This window comes from Massilia sp. LXY-6, from assembly GCF_051233485.1.
Lineage (GTDB): Bacteria > Pseudomonadota > Gammaproteobacteria > Burkholderiales > Burkholderiaceae_D > Telluria.
This window is the reverse complement of sequence record NZ_JBKFGF010000048.1, coordinates 29,048-46,054: the sequence shown is the minus strand read 5'-3', so window position 1 is coordinate 46,054 and position 17,007 is coordinate 29,048. Positions and strand designations below refer to the sequence as shown.

Genomic DNA, 17,007 nt, shown 5'->3' with positions numbered 1-17,007 from the left:
GGAGTGACACGATGAGTGCAATCAAGAAGGCCGTATTCCCGGTCGCGGGCCTGGGCAGCCGCTTCCTGCCGGCCACCAAGGCGCAACCGAAGGAGATGCTGCCGATCGTCGACAAACCGCTGATCCAGTATGCGGTCGAGGAGGCGGTCGCCGCCGGCATCACCGAGATGATCTTCATCACGGGCCGCAACAAGCGCGCGATCGAGGACCATTTCGACAAGGCCTACGAGCTCGAGGCCGAGCTGGAGGCGCACGGCAAGGAAGAACTCCTGAAGCTGGTGCGCGGCGTGATCCCGAAGAGCGTCAACTGCATCTACATCCGCCAGTCCGAGCCGCTGGGCCTGGGCCATGCCGTGCTGTGCGCGCGCCCGGTGGTCGGCAACGAGCCGTTCGCGGTGCTGCTCGCCGACGACTTCATGGACAGCGCGCCCGGCCACAAGCCGGTGCTGGCCCAGATGACCGACCTGTATGCCTACGAGAAGTGCAGCGTGCTGGCGGTGCAGGATGTGCCGCGCGCGCATACCCGCCAGTACGGCATCGTCAGCGCCAGCGCCTACCGTCCCGATCTCGAGCTGGTGTCCGGCATCGTCGAGAAGCCGCAGCCGGACGATGCGCCCTCGACCCTGGCCGTGGTCGGCCGCTACGTGCTGTCCGGCGCCATCTTCGATCACCTGGCAAGCATCGGCGCCGGCGCCGGCGGCGAGATCCAGCTCACCGACGGCATCGCCGCGCTGATGAACCGCGAACGCGTGCTGGCCTACCGTTACGCCGGCCAGCGTTATGATTGCGGTTCCAAGCTCGGTTACCTGAAGGCGACCACGGCGATGGGCCTGAAACACCCGGAAACCGCCGCCGGCTTCGCCGAATTTCTGGCAGAAATGCGGGAGGGAAGATGACGATCCGCGAGATCCTGAAGATGGGCGACCCGCGTTTGCTGCGGGTGGCCGAACCGGTGAAGGAATTCGACACGCCGGAACTGCACGCGCTGGTCAAGGACATGTTCGAGACCATGCACGCGGTCGAGGGCGCCGGCCTGGCCGCGCCGCAGATCGGCGTCAACCTGCAACTGGTGATCTTCGGCTTTGGCCGCAACCAGCGCTATCCGGACGCCCCGGCGGTGCCGGAGACGGTGCTGATCAATCCGGTCTTGACCCCGTTATCAAGCAAGATGGAAGAGGGCTTCGAAGGCTGCCTGTCGGTGCCCGGCCTGCGGGGCAGTGTCCCCCGTTATACGCGTTTGCATTACCAAGGCGTCGATCAATATGGAAAACATATCAGTCGCGACGTCGACGGTTTCCATGCGCGCGTGGTGCAGCACGAGGTCGACCACCTGCTGGGCATCCTCTACCCGATGCGCATCAAGGATTTTTCCCGCTTCGGCTTCACCGAAGTGATGTTCCCCCATCTCGATCCGAAGGCAGACGATTGAACAAGCAATGCATGACCGTGCTGGCCGCCTGCCTGGCGCTGGCACCCCTGGCCAGGGCCGACGAGCTGTTCACGAAAATCGACGCGGCGCCGAAGAGCGAGCTGTGGGTCGACAGCGGCTTCGCCACCTGGCACTTCGACCGCGACAAGAACCTGAACGGCGGCAACCGCGGCCTGGCTGCGGAGTACCGCTTCTCGGGCACCATGTCGGCCGCGGCCGGCCGCTTCGTCAACAGCGACCGCGAGTACTCGAACTACGCCGGCGTGATCTGGCAGCCGTACGCGCTGGGGCCGGTGCGCCTGGGCGCGGCGATCGCCGCCTTCAACGGCTATCCGCACATGCGCGACGGCGGCTGGTTCCCGGCCGTGATCCCGACCGTGACCTACGAATACCGGCGCGTCGGGGTCAACGTCGGCATCATCCCGACCTACAAGGACCGGCTGTACGGGGGCATCTCGGTGCAGCTGAAACTCAAGCTGTTCGAGTGATCGAGCCGGGCCTCTAATCGGCTCTTCGGCCGGTTTCCTGCCGGGCTTTACTGCTAGACTGGCAACTCCGCTTACTGCACCGGAACCTGAGCCGGAATCGCCATGCCCTTTGACTGGAGCCAGCCCCTGCCGCGCGAGCAGATCCGTCCCTTCCTGGCGAAATCCGACCTCGCCGGCCTGCGCATGCTGGCCTTCAACTGGAGCCTGATCGCGGCCTGCTTCGCGCTCGTGATGTGGCGAACCAATCCGCTCACGGTCGCCGTCGCCTTGCTGGTACTGGGCGGGCGCCAGCTCGGTCTCGGCATCCTGATGCACGAGACCGCGCACCGCTCGCTGTTCAAGACGGCGGCCCTGAACGAATCGATTGGCCAGTGGCTGTGCGCGGCGCCGATGTTCGTCGAGCTCGGGATCTACCGCCGCTACCACTTCACCCACCACCAGCAGGCCGGCACCACCGACGACCCGGACCTGCCCAACTACGAGAACTACCCGGTCAGCCGCGCTTCGCTGCGCCGCAAACTGCTGCGCGACCTCACCGGCCGTTCCGGCCTGCGCGCCTTTGCCGCGCTGATGGTGCTGTACGCCAGCGCCGACCAGCGCAGCGGCTACAGCTACCGCGACGGCGAAACCGCCGGCAAGCGCGTGCTGAGCGCGCGCACGCTGCTGCGCAACAGCTGGCGCTGCGCCGTGGCCAACGGCCTGATGCTCGCGGCCTGCGCCGCGGCCGGACATGCGTGGGATTACCTGCTGTGGCCCGCCGCCTGGCTCACCACCTACATGCTGTACAGCCGCATCCGCAACGCCGCTGAACATGGCGCGCTGCCGGGCACGCGCGAACCCGACATCCGGCGCAACACGCGCACCGTGCTGGCATCCTGGTGGGAGCGGCTGACGGTGGCGCCGAACTACGTCAACTACCACTTCGAGCACCACCTGGTGCCAACGGTGCCGGCCTGGCAACTGCCGCGCTTTCACCGCTGGCTGCGCGCGCAGGGCGCCTACGATGGCGCGGATCGTCACGCCGCGCTGGAACGCGGCTACGCCCAAGTGCTCAGGCGGATGGTGGGCGAAGCCAGGTAGGACTCAAGGCCTCGGGTAGGGGCTTTTCCCGCCCTCGGCGATGAACGCATCGATCCGCGCCTCCAGCACCGGCAGCGGCACCGACCCGAGCTGCAGCACGGTGTCGTGGAAGGCGCGGATATCGAACTTCGGCCCCAGCGCCGCCTCCGCCTTTTTACGCGCGTTCATGATCGCCATCTGGCCTAGGTAGTACGACAGGGCCTGGCCCGGCCAGGAGATGTAGCGGTCGACTTCGGTCTCGATCTCGTGATCGGACAGGGCCGTGTTGTCGTGCATGTAGGCCTGCGCCTGTTCGCGCGTCCAGCCCTTGGCGTGGATGCCGGTGTCGACCACCAGGCGTGCGGCGCGCCAGGCCTGGTAGCTCAGCATCCCGAACACCTCATACGGCGTCTCGTAGATGCCCATCTCGGTGCCCAGCCGTTCCGAATACAGGGCCCAGCCTTCGCCGTAGGCCGAGATGTAGGCGCGGCGGAACGGCGGCACGCCTTGCTGTTCCTGCGCGACCGGCATCTGGAAGGCGTGGCCCGGTGCCGATTCGTGCAGCGTCAGCGCGGGAAGGCTGTACAGGGCGCGGGCCGGCAGGTTGTACGTATTGACCAGGTAGACCCCGGGGCCGCCGCGCGCCGAGGTGTAGTAGGGCGCCTGGTCGGCCGGCACCGGCACGATGGCAAAGCGGCGCCGCGGCAGGTAGCCGAAGAAAGCCGCGGCCTTGCCGTCGAACTTCTTGGCGATCCAGGCGGCGCGCATCAGCAGCTCGTCCGGGGTCCTGGCATAGAACTGCGGATCGCTGCGGAGAAAAGCCAGGAAGGCCGGCAGTTCGCCCTTGAAGCCGGCGTCGAGCATCGCCTGCTGCATCTCGGCGCGGATCTTCGCCATCTCGGCCAGGCCGATGGCATGGATCTCGTCCGCGCTCAGCGAGGTGGTGGTGTACTCGACGATTTTCGATTGATAGTATGCCTTGCCGTCCGGGAGGCTCTCGGCGGCCAGGGCCGTGCGCGCCTTCGGGAAGTAGTCGCTGCGCACCCAGGCCAGCACTTCGGCGTGGGCCGGCTGGACGGCCTCGCGGATCGCGGCCGCTCCCTCGTCGCGCAGGCGCGCCTGCTCGTCGGCCGGGATAGTCGCCGGCATGCTGCGGAAGGGCGCGTAGAAGATGGTGTCCTGCGGCGACCTGGCTTCGGCAACCGAGACCAGCGGCGCGTCGCGGCCGGCCAGGGTCACGCGCGGCGGCGTGAAGCCACGCGCCAGGCCGGCGCGCATATTGGCGAGCTGCTCGCGGAAGTAGCGCGGCATCTCGCGCAGTTCGGCGATGTAGTCGCGGTATTCCTGCGCCGAGTTGAGGGGGCGCCGTGCGGCATAGGTGATGTCGGTCCAGAAGGCGCTGTCGGCGTTGACCGGCTGCTCGTATTCGTGGAAGCGCTGGGCCTCGTACAAGGCCTTGATCTGGGCGCGGTACACGGCATAGTTGATGCGTTCCGGCTTCGACAGCGCGCCCGGATCGATGGCGTCGAGGCGCTTCAGCACGGCCTCCCAATAACGGCGCCGGATGTCCTGGGTGGCGGCGTCGACGTGCGGCAATTCCGGGCGCACGCCCTGCGGCAGGTCGTCGTCGTCGGCCAGGCGCTGGGCGATGCGCCACTTCCATTCCTGCTGGTAGACGGCCTGGAAGCGGGCGTCGGCGGTGGTGGCCGCGGCGCGCGGCGGCGCGCCGAACGTGGCCGGCGCCAGGGTGGAGAGGGCAAGCAGGAGGGGCAGGACCGGGCGGCGACATGTCATGGGCGCTTCACCTTCCCCCATGCCTCGCCCGCGCGCCACGCCGGCATCGACGGCGCATTCGCCACCGCGTACCCCAAGTTCAGGGTGAACTGGGCCTGCTGCACCATGCCCGACAGGTCCCAGTCCGGGTCGTACTGGTCGCTGACCTGGTGGTAGTCCTTGGTGAAGGCGCGCATGCGGCCGGCGGAGGCGGCGGCATCGTGGACGAAGGCGAAGCTGCCGTCGCCGGAGAACACGGCCGAGCCGACGTTGAAGGCCGGGACGCCGGCCTTGGCGAAGCTGAAGTGGTCGGCGCGGAAATAGGCGCCGCCCAGGTCCGGTACGCCAGGGGCCAGCGTCAGGCCCATCGCCTGCGCCACCTGGCGGCTGGTCGCGTACAGCGAGCTGCGCTCGGCGCCCGGTACGCCGATGTCGCGCGTGGGGCCGACGAAGTTCATGCTGTCGAGGTTGAGGTCGGCGGCGGTCTTCGCCAGCGGCCACAGCGGAGCACGCGTGTAGGCCAGGCTGCCCAGCAGGCCCTGTTCCTCGGCGCAGGGCCACAGGAAGATCTGGGTGCGGCGCGCCGGATGCGCCACCGCGGCCTGGGCCATCGCCAGCAGGGCGGCGGTGCCGGAGCCGTTGTCGATCGCACCGTTCCAGATGTGGTCGGGCTGGCCGTTGTGTTCGTCGATGCCGAGGTGGTCCCAGTGTGCCGAATAGATCACCGCTTCGTCGCGCAGCTTCGGGTCGGTGCCGGGGACGATGCCGGCCACGTTGTACTCGGCCACTTGGCGCACCGTGCTCTTCACCTGCGCGTGGACGCTGGCGGAAAGCGGCACCGGCTGGAAACCCTTCACCTCGGCGCGGGCGCGCAGGGCGTCGAGGTCCTGGCCTGCGGCCATGAACAGGGTGCGCGCCATGTCCTCGCTGATCCAGCCCTGCAGCGGGTTGCCGGGTCCGGCCAGGTGGAACTGCTCGTGCGAGAAGCTGTTCACCGGCACGCTCCACGGATACGACGCCGATGCCGTCGTGTGGATCAGCAGGATGCCGGCCGCGCCCTGGCGCAGCGCTTCCTCGAACTTGTAGGTCCAGCGGCCGTACCAGGTCAGCGATTTGCCGCCGAAGCGCTCCGGTTCGGTGCTTGTGGGCTGGGGGTCGTTCACCATCGCCACCAGCAGCTTGCCTTTCACGTCCACGCCCCGGAAATCGTTCCAGCCTTCTTCCGGCGCATCGATGCCGTAGCCGACGAACACGATCGGCGCGTCCAGCCTGGTGTCGAGCTGGCCGCCGGCGTTGGCGTACACGGCGTCACGCCCGAAGGCCGTCTCGATCACCTTGCCGCCGGCCTCGAAGCGCAGCAGGCTGCCGGGCTGGGTCTTCTGGCCGACCAGCTCGACTTTTTGCCGGTAGCCCTTGCCTGCGGCCGGCTTCAGGCCGATGGCGGCGGCCTGGGTCTCCAGGTAGCGCACGGTGAGTTCGCCGCCGCGCTGGCCGGTGCCGCGGCCTTCGAGCAGGTCGTCGGCGAGGAAGGACAGGTGGGCGCGCAGCGGCGCTTCCAGCACGGCCGGCGCGGCGGCAGCGGCGGCAGCGGCGGCAGCGGGCGGCGCGCCGTGGGCAGCGGGCAGGGTGGCGAACAAAGCGGCCGTCAGCAGGGCGGCGGCGCGGAATCGGCGGTCTGGCATGGGAGCGGTTGATCGTTGTTTCAGGAAACTCGATGGTAGCAGTCCATGGCGCCGAAGGTGACACAAAAATATTGTCACGACATTACAAAGCATTATGCAACAATCTCGTTATAATGGTCCCCACATGCCTTGGCCGCCTCGGCGGTGCCGCACCAAGATAAATTTAGTGACCTGCATGGAAAGAGACGATAAACAGCGGCGACAATCCAGCAATGACGCTACGGCACACCCCGTGGGTTCGTCCGTGGACCGGCTGCGCCCGTGGCGCCGCATCAGTGGGCAGTTGACGACCCTGATCGGCGAGAGCGGGTTTTGTGCGCTCCTCGGACGCGCGCTGCGCACGCTGGCTGTCCGCTACGAATGGCTGAGCGTGGATAGTACGCGCAAGTCGATCGACGGACTGCTGGGTGCGCTCGAGCGCGACCTGGCGGGCACCGACAATGCCGTGGCCGATATCGCGAACGCGGAATTGCTGAACACATTCACCAGACAGCTATCGACGCTGATCGGCGAGGCGCTCACGGCCCGGCTCCTCGCCCACGCAACGGCCTTGGAGCAGGACGGACCGGAAGATGTACAGGAGCACAAGTAAATGACCGACAAAGTACGCCTGGGAATGCTGGCCACCGGGGTTCCGGGCCTCGATGTCCTCCTCGGCGGCGGCCTGACCGAATATTCGTTCACGCTGATCGCCGGCGCGCCCGGCAGTGGCAAGACCACGCTGGCGCACCAGATCATGTTCGCGTTGGCCGGCCCCGAGCGGCGGGCCCTGTTCTTCACCGTCCTCGGCGAGCCGCCGCTGAAGATGCTGCGCTACCAGCAGCAGTTCAGGTTCTTCGAGATGGACAAGGTCGGACCCTCTATCCGCTACGTGAACCTGGCCGACGACCTGCGCGCCGGCCACTTCCACGGCGTGCTGGAACGTATCATGCGCGAGGTCGAGGATTTCGGCCCCGGACTGGTGTTCGTCGACTCGTTCCGCTCGGTGATGCAGTCGGCGCGCAGCGGCAACGAAGGCCTGTCCGACCTGCAGCAATTCATCCAGGAACTCGGTTCGCGCATGGCCACCTGGCAGGCGACCACCTTCCTGATCGGCGAATATTCGCAGGCCGACGTCGAGGCCAATCCGATCATCACCGTGGCCGACGGCATGCTGACGCTGTACCAGGCGGCCGACGACAATTCGGCGCTGCGCAAGATGCGCGTGAACAAGATGCGCGGCCAGGCCCACATGACGGGTGCGCACACGATGCGCATCGCCGACGATGGCATCCGCGTCTATCCGCGCTTGCTGCCGCCGCTGGCGGACGATCGCGTGCCCGGGGGGCCGATCGAACGCAACCCGCAGCGCATCACGACCGGGACCGCGGGCCTGGACGAGTTGATGCACGGCGGGCTGCCGCAGGGCCACACTTTGTTGATATCGGGACCGACCGGGGCCGGCAAGACCATCCTGGGTACCCGCTTCCTGCAGGCCGGCGCGGCGAAGGGAGAGAAGGGCGTGGCCCTGTATTTCGAGAAGGGCACGGCGCGCCTGCGCAATGCCGAGCTGGCGGAGATGGTGCAGGCCGGCCAGGTGACGCTGGTCGAAAGCCGCTCGCTGTCGCTCAGCGTCGAAGAACTGATGGACGAGTTGTGCACGGCGATCGACCGCACCGGCGCTACCCGCGTGGTGATCGACTCCCTGTCCGAGATCGGGCTGTATCTGGCGCCGGAAGTGCGCGCCGACCTGCGTGTCGCCGTGTTCCGCACGCTCACCGAGCTGGCCAAGCGCGGCGTCAGCGCCGTGGTCACGGTCGGCATGGAGGATGACTACAGCCGCTTGAGCTTCAGCCCCGACGACCTGTGTTTCCTGACCGACGCCGTGGTGTCGCTGCGCTTTGTCGAGTACGAGGGCGCGCTGCACAAGTACATGACCGTGGTGAAGGTGCGCGGTTGCGACCATAGCAGCGATGTGCGCCAATACATGATCACCGCGCAAGGGATCGAGGTCGACGGAAAATCGCCTTACCTGAGCGGCGTGCTGGTCGGACGGCCGACGATGGTGGGCTGAGGAATCATGGGCCTGGACGAGGACGCAATGGAACCGCACCACGACGACACCACGGCCTCGCAACAGCGCGCCGGCGCGCATGATTCGCAGGGCTCGGTCATCCCCGAGGAGTTCCTGCTGCGCCGCATCCATGCCCTGGAGCGGGAAGTCGACGCCCTGCGTGCCGTGGCCGCCGAGAAGGGGCGCCTCGAGGACTCGATCGCCGAATTGCGCGAGGCCAACGAGCACCTGGTATTGGCGGCGGTCCAGGCCCAGCACCTGCAGGAAGACGCCGAAGCGGCCAACCGCCGCCAGAACGAATTCCTGGCGATGCTGGCGCACGAGCTGCGCAACCCCCTCTCGCCGATCGGCATGGCGGCCTCGCTGCTGGCCCGCACGCCGGACGCCACGCCCCAGCTGCACAAGCTGGCGCGGGTGATCGGGCGCCAGGTCGAGCACATGGCCAAGCTGCTCGACGACCTGCTCGACGCCGCCCGCATCAGCAGCGGCAAGATCACGCTCAAAACCCAGCCGCTGCTGCTGGCCGATGTGCTGCAGCAGGCGGTCGAGACCATGCAACCCTGCATCCAGGAGCGCCGCCAGAGCCTGCAGGTCGAGCTGCCGCCGGAGTCGGTGGTGGTGGAAGGCGACCAGGTGCGCCTGACCCAGGTGTTCACCAACCTGCTGGCGAACGCTTCCAAGTACACCGGCGACGGCGGCAGGCTGCGCCTGACGGCCCGTGCCGATGCCGACCAGGTCGCAGTGGCGATCGAGGACAACGGCAACGGTATCGCGCCCGAAATCATTCCCTACCTCTTCGACCTGTTCACCCAGGGACCGCGCTCGCTGGCGCGTTCCGAGGGCGGGCTGGGCGTGGGCCTGAACGTGGTGCGCAACCTGGTCGGCATGCATGCCGGAACGGTGACGGCGGAGAGCCGCGGCGCCGGGCTGGGCAGCTGTTTCACGGTACGCCTGCCGCGCTCCGGGCAGCGCAGCGTCGATCGCGGTCCCGACCGGGTGGCCGTCACCGGCGGACGCAGGCGGATACTGCTGGTGGAAGACAATCCCGACACCAGCGCCACGCTGGCGGCCTGCCTGCGCGAGGAAGGGCATGAGGTGATCACCGCCCTGGACGGCCGCAGCGGCCTGGCGGCGGCGCTGGAACGGCCCTACGACGTGATCGTGTGCGACATCGGCTTGCCGGGGCTGGACGGGCTGGGACTGATCCGCGCGGTGCGGGCGGCGGTCGGCACCGAGACCGGGGGAGCGCGGCCGCTGGCGATCGCCATGACCGGCTACGGCCAGCCGGAAGACCAGGCGCGCGGTCTGGAAGCCGGCTTCGACCACTACCTGGTGAAGCCGGTCGGGCTGGCCGCGCTGCTGCCGCTGATCGGCACCGGCGCCAGCGTGGGCGCCAACAGCGCCGCCGCCGAGCGGGCCTGAGCTTTCCTAGCGCGGCAGCAGGCGCGCCAGGCGCTGCACCGCTTCTTCGATCCGTTCGTACTTGGTGGCGTAGGAAAAGCGCACGTGCCGGCGTGGTGCCGCAAAGCCGAAGTCGTCGCCCGGCACGATCGCCACATGCGCTTGTTCCAGCACCGCCTTGCCGAACGCCGTGCTGTCGCCCGCGTGGCGGTGCGGCAGGCCGGCGATGTCGGCGTACACGTAGAAGGCGCCGTCCGGCATCACCGGCACGGCGAAGCCCAGTTCGCGCAGGGCCGGCACCAGGAAGTCGCGGCGGCGCTGGAATTCCAGACGGCGTCCTTCGAAGATCTCCAGCGCGTCGTCGCGGAAGCAGGCCAGGGCCGCGTGCTGGGCGATGGTGGGCGCGCAGATGAACAGGTTCTGGGCCAGCTTCTCGAACACCGGCACCAGGTTCTCCGGCACCACCAGCCAGCCCAGGCGCCAGCCGGTCATGCTGAAGTACTTCGAGAAGCTGTTCACCGTGATCACGCTGTCGTCCAGCGCCAGGGCGCTGACCGGTTTGTCGTCGTACGACAGGCCCTGGTAGATCTCGTCGACGATGGCGAAGCCGCCGCGCCGGCGCACCGCGGCCAGCAGTTCGCGCGCCTGCGGTACCGTCATCGACGTGCCGGTCGGGTTCGAGGGCGAGGCCACCAGCACGCCGCGGGTCCTGTCGTTCCAATGCTCGGCCAGGTGGGCTGCCGTGAGCTGGTAGCGTTCCGCGGCGCTCGAATAGAGGAGGACCGGCTTGCCGCCGAAGGCGCTCACGAAGTGGCGGTTGCACGGGTAGCAGGGATCGGGCATCAGGACTTCGTCGCCCTCGGCCACCAGGGCCGCGCAGGCCAGCAGCAGGCCGGCCGAGGCGCCGGCGGTGACCACGATGCGGCGCGGATCGACGTCCAGGCCGTAAAAGCGGGTGTAGTGCCCGGAAATCGCTTCACGCAAGGCCGGCAGGCCGAGCGACTCGGTGTACTGGGTGGCGCCGCCGCGGATCGCTTCGATGGCGGCGCTGGCGACCATCTCGGGCGCGGTGAAGTCGGGCTCGCCGACGCTCATGCTGATGACATCGATGCCGGCACGGCTCATGGCGGCCGCCTGCTTGACCATTTCCATGACGCGGAAGGGTTCGATGGCGTCGACGCGGGATGCGACCTGGAGGGCGCGGGCAAGGGATGGGGATGCGGGGGTATTCTGGGTATCTGGCATGGCGTCATCTTACATCAGGCGGCCACAGGCTGCTCGGTGCGCAGGAAGGCCAGGCAGTCCGCGGGCGGCAGCGGCCGGCTCACATAATAGCCCTGGATCTCGTCGCAGTCGTACCTTTCCAGTTCGCGCAGCTGTTCGGCATTCTCGACGCCCTCGGCCACCACTTTCAGGCTCAGGCTGTGCGCCAGCCGGATCACGGCCTTGGTGATGGCGGCGTCATCGAGGTCGTCCGGCAGGTCGCGCACGAAGGTGCGGTCGATCTTCAGGGCGTCCAGCGGGAAGCGCTTCAGGTAGGCCAGGCTCGAGTAGCCGGTGCCGAAGTCGTCCACCGACAGGCGCATGCCGAGCGCCTTGATGCGCGACAGGATCGCCACCGCGGCTTCCGGATTGCCCATCAGCATCGACTCGGTCAGCTCGAATTCGAGCAGGCTCGGGTCGATTCCGGCGTCGCCCACGATGCGCTCGATGGCGGCGGCCAGGTCGGCATGCTGGAGCTGGCGGGCCGACAGGTTGATCGCCACCGGCGGCGGCGGCAGGCCGGCCGCCTCCCAGCTGCGCAGCTGGCGGCAGACTTCGGCGATCACCCATTCGCCGGCCGGGAGGATCAGGCCGGTGTCCTCGAGGATCGAAATGAATTCCAGCGGCGGCACCAGGCCGCGCTCCGGATGGTTCCAGCGCAGCAGGGCTTCGAAGCCGCTGATGCTGCCGCTCGCCAGGTCGAGCTTCGGCTGGTAGTGCAGCAGGAATTCGCCGCGGTCCAGCGCCCGGCGCAGCTGGGATTCGAGCTGCAGGCGGCGGGCGGCGTTCTCGTGCAGCGCCGCGGAATAGAACTGGTAGGTGTTGCGGCCGTTGTTCTTGGCGCCGTACATGGCCGTGTCGGCGCTCTTCAGCAACTGCTCGGCGCTGGCGCCGTCTTCCGGAAATCTGGCGATGCCGATGCTGGCCGAGACGAACAGCTGCTGGCCCTGCAGGTGGAAGGGCTGGGCCAGCGATTCGATGATGCGGGCCGCGACCAGCGCCGCATCGCTCGAATTGCCTTCCTGCCCGCCCACGTAGGGCAGCACCACCGAGAATTCGTCGCCGCCCAGGCGCGCCACCAGGTTGTCGCTGCGCGCGCAGGTTTCCAGGCGGGCCGCGGCCTGCACCAGCAACTGATCGCCGACGGCGTGGCCGAGCATGTCGTTGACCTTCTTGAAGCGGTCCAGGTCGATGAACATCACAGCCGCGCGGTGCCCATGGCGGCCGGCCTGGGCGATCGCGTCTTCCAGGCAGGCGCCCAGGCGGCGCCGGTTCGGCAGGTTGGTCAGCGAATCGTACTGGGCCAGGTAGGTCAGGCGGTTCCTGGCTTCCTGGCGCTCCACCGCGGTGGCCAGGATGTTGGCGATCCCGCGCAGGAACACGGCGTCGTCCTCGTCGAAGCGGCGCGGGTGGTCGGTGTACACGCCCAGCACGCCGAAGCGGCTGACGCCGGCGTCCAGGCCGGTGCGCAGCCCGTGCATCGCCGCCAGCGGCGCGAACCAGGGGCGGATGCTGGGGGCCGGCACGCCCGCCAGCGGATCGCCGGGGCAGCCGAGCTGCAGGCCGGTGGCCTGGGTCAGGCGGCCGGCAGCGGCGCGCACCGTCAGCTGGCGGCTGGGGTCGACCTCGAACTGGGCGGCCTCGAACAGGGCTGCGCAGGGCGTCCCCAGACCCTGCGCGGCGGCCTGCACGGCGTCCGCGAACAGTTCGTCGAGGCCGTTGGCGGCCAGGGCCTTGCGCCCGAGGTCGGCGATCAGGGTCTGGCGCTTGGCGCTCTCGACGATTGCGCGTTCGAATTCCTTGCGCTCGGTGATGTCGATGTCGATGCACAGGTAGCGTTCGATGTTCCCCGCCGCGTCGAAGATCGGGACGATGGTCCGGTACCATTGCAGGAGACCGCTGCGCCCGGTGAACACGACCTCGCCGTTCCAGACCTCGGGCGACGGGCTCCAGGGGGCGCCGGCGGCGGCCGGGCGGCCGAACTCGGCCAGCTCGCGGCCGACCGCCTCTGCACGCGCGTAGCCGCAGCTGCGCTGGAACAGTTCGTTGACGCCGATGATGCGGCCCTGGATGTCGACCTCGCTCACGATGGCGGCCTGGTCGACCGCGTTCTTGTGCTGCATGAGGGAGTTCATCAGCGAATCGATGCGCTGGCCGAACTGCACGCGCAGGCTGGCGGCACTGCGGTTGACGGCGCGGATCGCTTCCTGGATCTCGGTCGGGGCGTCGGCGTGCAGGTCGGCTTCGGCGGTGACGCGGCCGGCGGCGACGTCGTCCTCGAACGAGCGCAGGCGGCCCAGGTTGGCCAGCCAGCGTTTCAGGAGCGTGCGCATCAGGCCCAGACCGAGCGCGAACGCGACCAGGGCGAAGGTCGCGGTCTCGACCACCAGCGCCCACAGCTGGGAGGCGATCTTGTCGGCGTCGAATTCGAGCCGGATCACGCCGTAGTCGCGGCCGCCGACGCTGGCGACGCGGTTGACTTCGTACAGCTTGGAGGCGATCAGCTCGCTCAGCCAGCGCGGCGCCGGCACCCGCTCGCTCTTCGGCGCCTGCACGCGCAGGGTGCCGCCGGCCACGTCGATGAAGGCGGCGCTCTTGAACGGCGACTGGAACAGCATCTTGCCGAGGGTGCGCTGGACCGTGTCGTAGTCGCCGATCACCACGCTGTCCTCGATATTCTGGGCCGCCACCTCGATCAGGGTGAGGGCGGCGTCCTGGGTCTCGTCGACGTGCTGCAGGAACTGGTAGCGGTAGAACAGGCCCATGCCGGTGCCGAGGAACACCAGCATGGTGAGGCTGAACACCGCGAACACGCGCCCGACCAGGGAGCGCGGCAGCAGCGAGGACGGGGACAAACGCTGGAGGGGCAAACGCAAGGGCATGGGCGGTCCCGGGTGGTTCAACGCAGGCTGATCGGGGCGCCGGTGTAGAAGGCGCGGTAGCTGGCATAGTCGGCGTCGCCGGCCGGCACGAAGCCGACCGGCTGCGGAGCACGCACCAGTTCGGAGGCGGCGTCGAGGACGCGGCGGCCTTCCGGATCCTGGCGCATGCCCAGGAAGGCCTTGGCGACGGCGCGCAGGTCGGCGGGCGGCACCCGGGGCGAGGCCATCAGCGCCAGGTCGTTGAAGGGCGCGGAACTCCACAGCACCCGGAACGCCTTGCCTTCGCGTCCGCTGTAGTTCTGCACCAGCTGGGAGTTCGCGCCGGCCGCCCTGGCCTTGCCGGCGACCAGCTGGGTGAAGGCGGCATCCATGTTTCCGGCAAACACGACGTTCACGGGAATGTGGCGGCGCAGCAGCTCGGCGTAGGGGGCCTTGTAGCCGACCAGCGCTTCCGGCCCGGGGAACACCACGGTGGCCCCGGCCAGCTCCTTCAGCTCCTTCACCGGCGAATCGGCCGGGACCACGATCTGGGCCCGCACCGGCGCGGCGTCGCGGCGGCCGAACACGGTCCAGCCCATCTTTTCGCGTTCCGGGCTGAACAGGTGGTTGGTGAACGCGAAATCGACTTCGCGCGTCAGGATGTAGCTGGTGGTGTCGGCCGAGGTGCGGCCCAGCTTGAGGTTCAGGCGCACGCCGCTCCTGGCCGAGACGTAGTGGATGATCGGGTTCCAGAACCGGGCCGAGACCTGCAGGTTGTACTGGTTGACGGGCGAAAAGTTATAGCTGTGCGTCTCGGCACGGGCGTTGAGGGCGAGTGCGCACGCAAACAGAACGAAACCGTGTTTGGCGAAGGATGGCATGGGTCGGGACAGTAGCGGCCGGGAGCAGGGGCCGAAGGTTGATGCCGGGCGAGTTCGGGGCCCGTGCTGCGCTTCGAACTATATCACTTTCCCATTTGCAACAGAAATGCTGGAGAGATTCTTGTTTCGTCTGTGCAACGAATACGCGCCATGCAAGAACGCGGCATGAAAACGTCGTCCCAGCGCAGGCGGGATAGTGCCGGGGGCATTATCCCGCCTGCGCGGGGACGACGATGATCAGATGGCTTACTGGTGCGACTGGTGGCTGGCGGTCAGCTTGCGCATCAGCGGCAGGGCCAGCAGCGCAATGACGGTACAGGCGATCGCGCCCATGCCCAGCTTATTGAAGAGGCTGGTGTAGATCGGCAGGGTCTGGACCGGGTCGGTCAGATCCTTCGGTACGCTGGCCAGGTTGGCGACCACGCCGCCCAGGTATTGCGAGATGCCGGTGGCGACGAAGTAGGCGCCCATCATGAAGCCGCTCATGCGCGCCGGCACGTAGCGCGCCACCATCGCCAGGCCCAGGCCCGACACCAGCAGTTCGCCCAGCGAGTACAGGCCGTAGCCGGCGATCATCACCCAGGACGAGGTCATGCCGTTCACCGCGAAGGCGCCGGCCACGCCGTAGGCGAAGAAGCCGGCCGCCACCGCGGCGAAGCCGAGCGCGAACTTGCCGGCGATCGACAGGTCCTTGCCGGTGCGGCCGGCGAAGGAATAGGCCCAGGCCAGCACCGGGCTCAGCACCATGATCCAGATCGCGTTCAGGGCCTGGAACTGCGCCGGCGACCAGGTCCACAGGTGGGCGCCGAACATGCTGAAGTCGAGGTCCACGTTGCGCAGGGCGAACAGCGACAGCGAGGTCGACATCTGCTGGTAGAAGATGAAGAAGAACACGGTCTGCAGGGTCAGCACCAGGGCCGCGATCAGGCCGGCGCGCTCGCTCGGTTCGCTCTTGCGGATCAGGTGCACGAAGATGCCCAGCACCACCAGGCCGGCCAGGTAGACGAAGGCGCGCGCCAGCGCCTGGTTTTCCAGGATCATGGCCGAACCGAACACCACCAGCACGCCGCCGCCCAGCACGCCCAGCAACTTACCGACCTGCAGCGGGCGTTCGTCCGGGAGGCTGCCGACGTGGGCGATGGTGGCGCGCATCATCATCACGTTCAGCAGGCCCAGCACGAGGCCGACGCTGCAGACCGCGAAGGCCGCGTGCCAGCCGAGGTTGCTGCCGTAGGTGGCGTTCACGTAATCCTTGATCCAGGGCGTGGCCAGCATCGAGACGGTCGAGCCGACGTTGACCGCCATGTAGTACAGGGTGAAGGCGCTGTCGATCTTGGAATCGTCGCCTTCATAGATCTTGCGCACCAGGTTGGCGGTGTTGGGCTTGAACAAGCCGTTGCCGACCACCACCACGCCGAGGGCGCAGAACAGGAAACGGGTGCTTTCGGTCGGCACCGCCATCAGCGCGTAGCCGACGGTCAGGATCATCGCGCCGAGGAACATCGAGCGCTTGGTGCCCAGCACCTTGTCGCCGATCCAGCCGCCGATCGCCGGGGCCACGTAGATCAGGGCCGCGGCCGCGCTCCAGACCAGGTTGGCGCGGCTGTCTTCGAAGCCGAGGCGCTCGACCATGTAATAGACGATCAGCGCCTGCATGCCGTAGTAGCCGAAGCGCTCCCACAGCTCGATCAGAGCGACGGTCAGGAAGGAACGGGTTTGTGTGTAGGGTAGGGGTAGGGTTTCGGTTTTCATGGGTCTCCCGGATTCTAGGATGCTTGCCTTGTGGGCACAGCAATTCCCGGATGCTACGCGAGCCCGGCCCTTCGCGCAATCTCGAAAAACAGGCCGCCGAGATTGTCAAGACGGGCTCTGCCGGCGTGTGCACGGCCAGCCCGACGACGCGCGGTGCGCGCCGGCGGCCGGCTTCGACCGCCACCTGAAGAAAGCGGTGCGCCTGGAAGATTCTGAACACGGGATCGGCGAGATGGACCTGGTGCGCTCAGTGCTACTTTTGCAACAAAAGAATGCCCCGTCTGCGGCGCGGGAAATTCGCGCTGTTTCATTCTCTTTGATAACGCTCCCGTTTGTCGTGGACAAACTCGGGCAGTGATCGCGGG

14 protein-coding genes are annotated in these 17,007 nt (G+C 67.9%); 8 read left to right on the top strand and 6 right to left on the bottom strand.

The features are described 5' to 3' along the window. Positions 1-11: 11 nt before the first annotated feature. From galU to ACI48D_RS20675, 4 genes are all read left to right on the top strand, one after another. The gene (gene galU / locus ACI48D_RS20690; RefSeq protein ID WP_435573137.1) at positions 12-896 is read left to right on the top strand and encodes a UTP--glucose-1-phosphate uridylyltransferase GalU; all 885 of its coding nucleotides are present in this window, start codon (positions 12-14) and stop codon (positions 894-896) included. Beyond that, positions 893-1,429: a peptide deformylase gene (gene def / locus ACI48D_RS20685; protein ID WP_435573136.1), complete on the top strand. Its 537-nt coding sequence runs from the start codon at positions 893-895 to the stop codon at positions 1,427-1,429. The genes galU and def overlap by 4 nt, the downstream gene beginning before the upstream one ends. An 11-nt stretch (positions 1,430-1,440) precedes the next feature. Continuing rightward, positions 1,441-1,917 (top strand): hypothetical protein, encoded by a 477-nt coding sequence (locus ACI48D_RS20680; RefSeq protein WP_435573148.1) that lies wholly within the window; start codon positions 1,441-1,443, stop codon positions 1,915-1,917. A gap of 102 nt (positions 1,918-2,019) precedes the next feature. Further along, positions 2,020-2,997 (top strand): fatty acid desaturase family protein, encoded by a 978-nt coding sequence (locus ACI48D_RS20675; RefSeq protein ID WP_435573135.1) that lies wholly within the window; start codon positions 2,020-2,022, stop codon positions 2,995-2,997. Between the two features lie 3 nt (positions 2,998-3,000). On the opposite strand, the gene ACI48D_RS20670 is transcribed toward ACI48D_RS20675, so the two are convergent. Both ACI48D_RS20670 and ACI48D_RS20665 read right to left on the bottom strand, forming a co-directional pair. After that, positions 3,001-4,770 carry a DUF885 domain-containing protein gene (locus ACI48D_RS20670; protein WP_435573134.1) on the bottom strand — a complete coding sequence of 590 codons (1,770 nt, stop codon included), beginning with the start codon at positions 4,768-4,770 and terminating at the stop codon, positions 3,001-3,003. After that, positions 4,767-6,431, bottom strand: a complete 1,665-nt coding sequence (locus ACI48D_RS20665; RefSeq protein ID WP_435573133.1) for a M28 family peptidase — start codon at positions 6,429-6,431, stop codon at positions 4,767-4,769. The genes ACI48D_RS20670 and ACI48D_RS20665 overlap by 4 nt, the downstream gene beginning before the upstream one ends. Before the next feature lie 244 nt (positions 6,432-6,675). Here ACI48D_RS20665 and ACI48D_RS20660 point away from each other — a divergent pair, with 244 nt between their 5' ends. Genes ACI48D_RS20660 through ACI48D_RS20650 form a run of 3 tightly spaced genes read left to right on the top strand, consistent with a single transcriptional unit; the run spans position 6,676 to position 9,906 of the window. Continuing rightward, entirely contained in the window at positions 6,676-7,023 is a 348-nt protein-coding gene (locus ACI48D_RS20660; protein WP_435573132.1) for a hypothetical protein, read from the top strand. Further along, positions 7,024-8,484, top strand: coding sequence for an RAD55 family ATPase (locus ACI48D_RS20655; protein WP_435573131.1), 1,461 nt, complete (start codon positions 7,024-7,026; stop codon positions 8,482-8,484). Between the two features lie 27 nt (positions 8,485-8,511). Further along, entirely contained in the window at positions 8,512-9,906 is a 1,395-nt protein-coding gene (locus tag ACI48D_RS20650; RefSeq protein WP_435573130.1) for a hybrid sensor histidine kinase/response regulator, read from the top strand. 6 nt (positions 9,907-9,912) lie between these two features. Here ACI48D_RS20650 and ACI48D_RS20645 read toward each other — a convergent pair whose 3' ends face one another. The 4 genes from ACI48D_RS20645 to ACI48D_RS20630 all read right to left on the bottom strand — a co-directional run bounded on the left by ACI48D_RS20645 (position 9,913) and on the right by ACI48D_RS20630 (position 16,642). After that, the gene (locus tag ACI48D_RS20645) at positions 9,913-11,130 is read right to left on the bottom strand and encodes a pyridoxal phosphate-dependent aminotransferase (protein WP_435573129.1); all 1,218 of its coding nucleotides are present in this window, start codon (positions 11,128-11,130) and stop codon (positions 9,913-9,915) included. A 14-nt stretch (positions 11,131-11,144) separates the two neighbouring features. Then, positions 11,145-14,030, bottom strand: coding sequence for an EAL domain-containing protein (locus ACI48D_RS20640; RefSeq protein WP_435573128.1), 2,886 nt, complete (start codon positions 14,028-14,030; stop codon positions 11,145-11,147). Positions 14,031-14,047: 17 nt separating this feature from the next. Then, positions 14,048-14,890: a phosphate/phosphite/phosphonate ABC transporter substrate-binding protein gene (locus ACI48D_RS20635; protein WP_435573127.1), complete on the bottom strand. Its 843-nt coding sequence runs from the start codon at positions 14,888-14,890 to the stop codon at positions 14,048-14,050. Between the two features lie 246 nt (positions 14,891-15,136). Beyond that, entirely contained in the window at positions 15,137-16,642 is a 1,506-nt protein-coding gene (locus ACI48D_RS20630) for a peptide MFS transporter (protein ID WP_435573126.1), read from the bottom strand. A 127-nt stretch (positions 16,643-16,769) separates the two neighbouring features. Between ACI48D_RS20630 and ACI48D_RS20625 the strand changes: the two genes are divergently transcribed. Further along, positions 16,770-17,000 carry a hypothetical protein gene (locus tag ACI48D_RS20625; protein ID WP_435573125.1) on the top strand — a complete coding sequence of 77 codons (231 nt, stop codon included), beginning with the start codon at positions 16,770-16,772 and terminating at the stop codon, positions 16,998-17,000. The last annotated feature ends 7 nt before the right edge of the window (positions 17,001-17,007 follow it).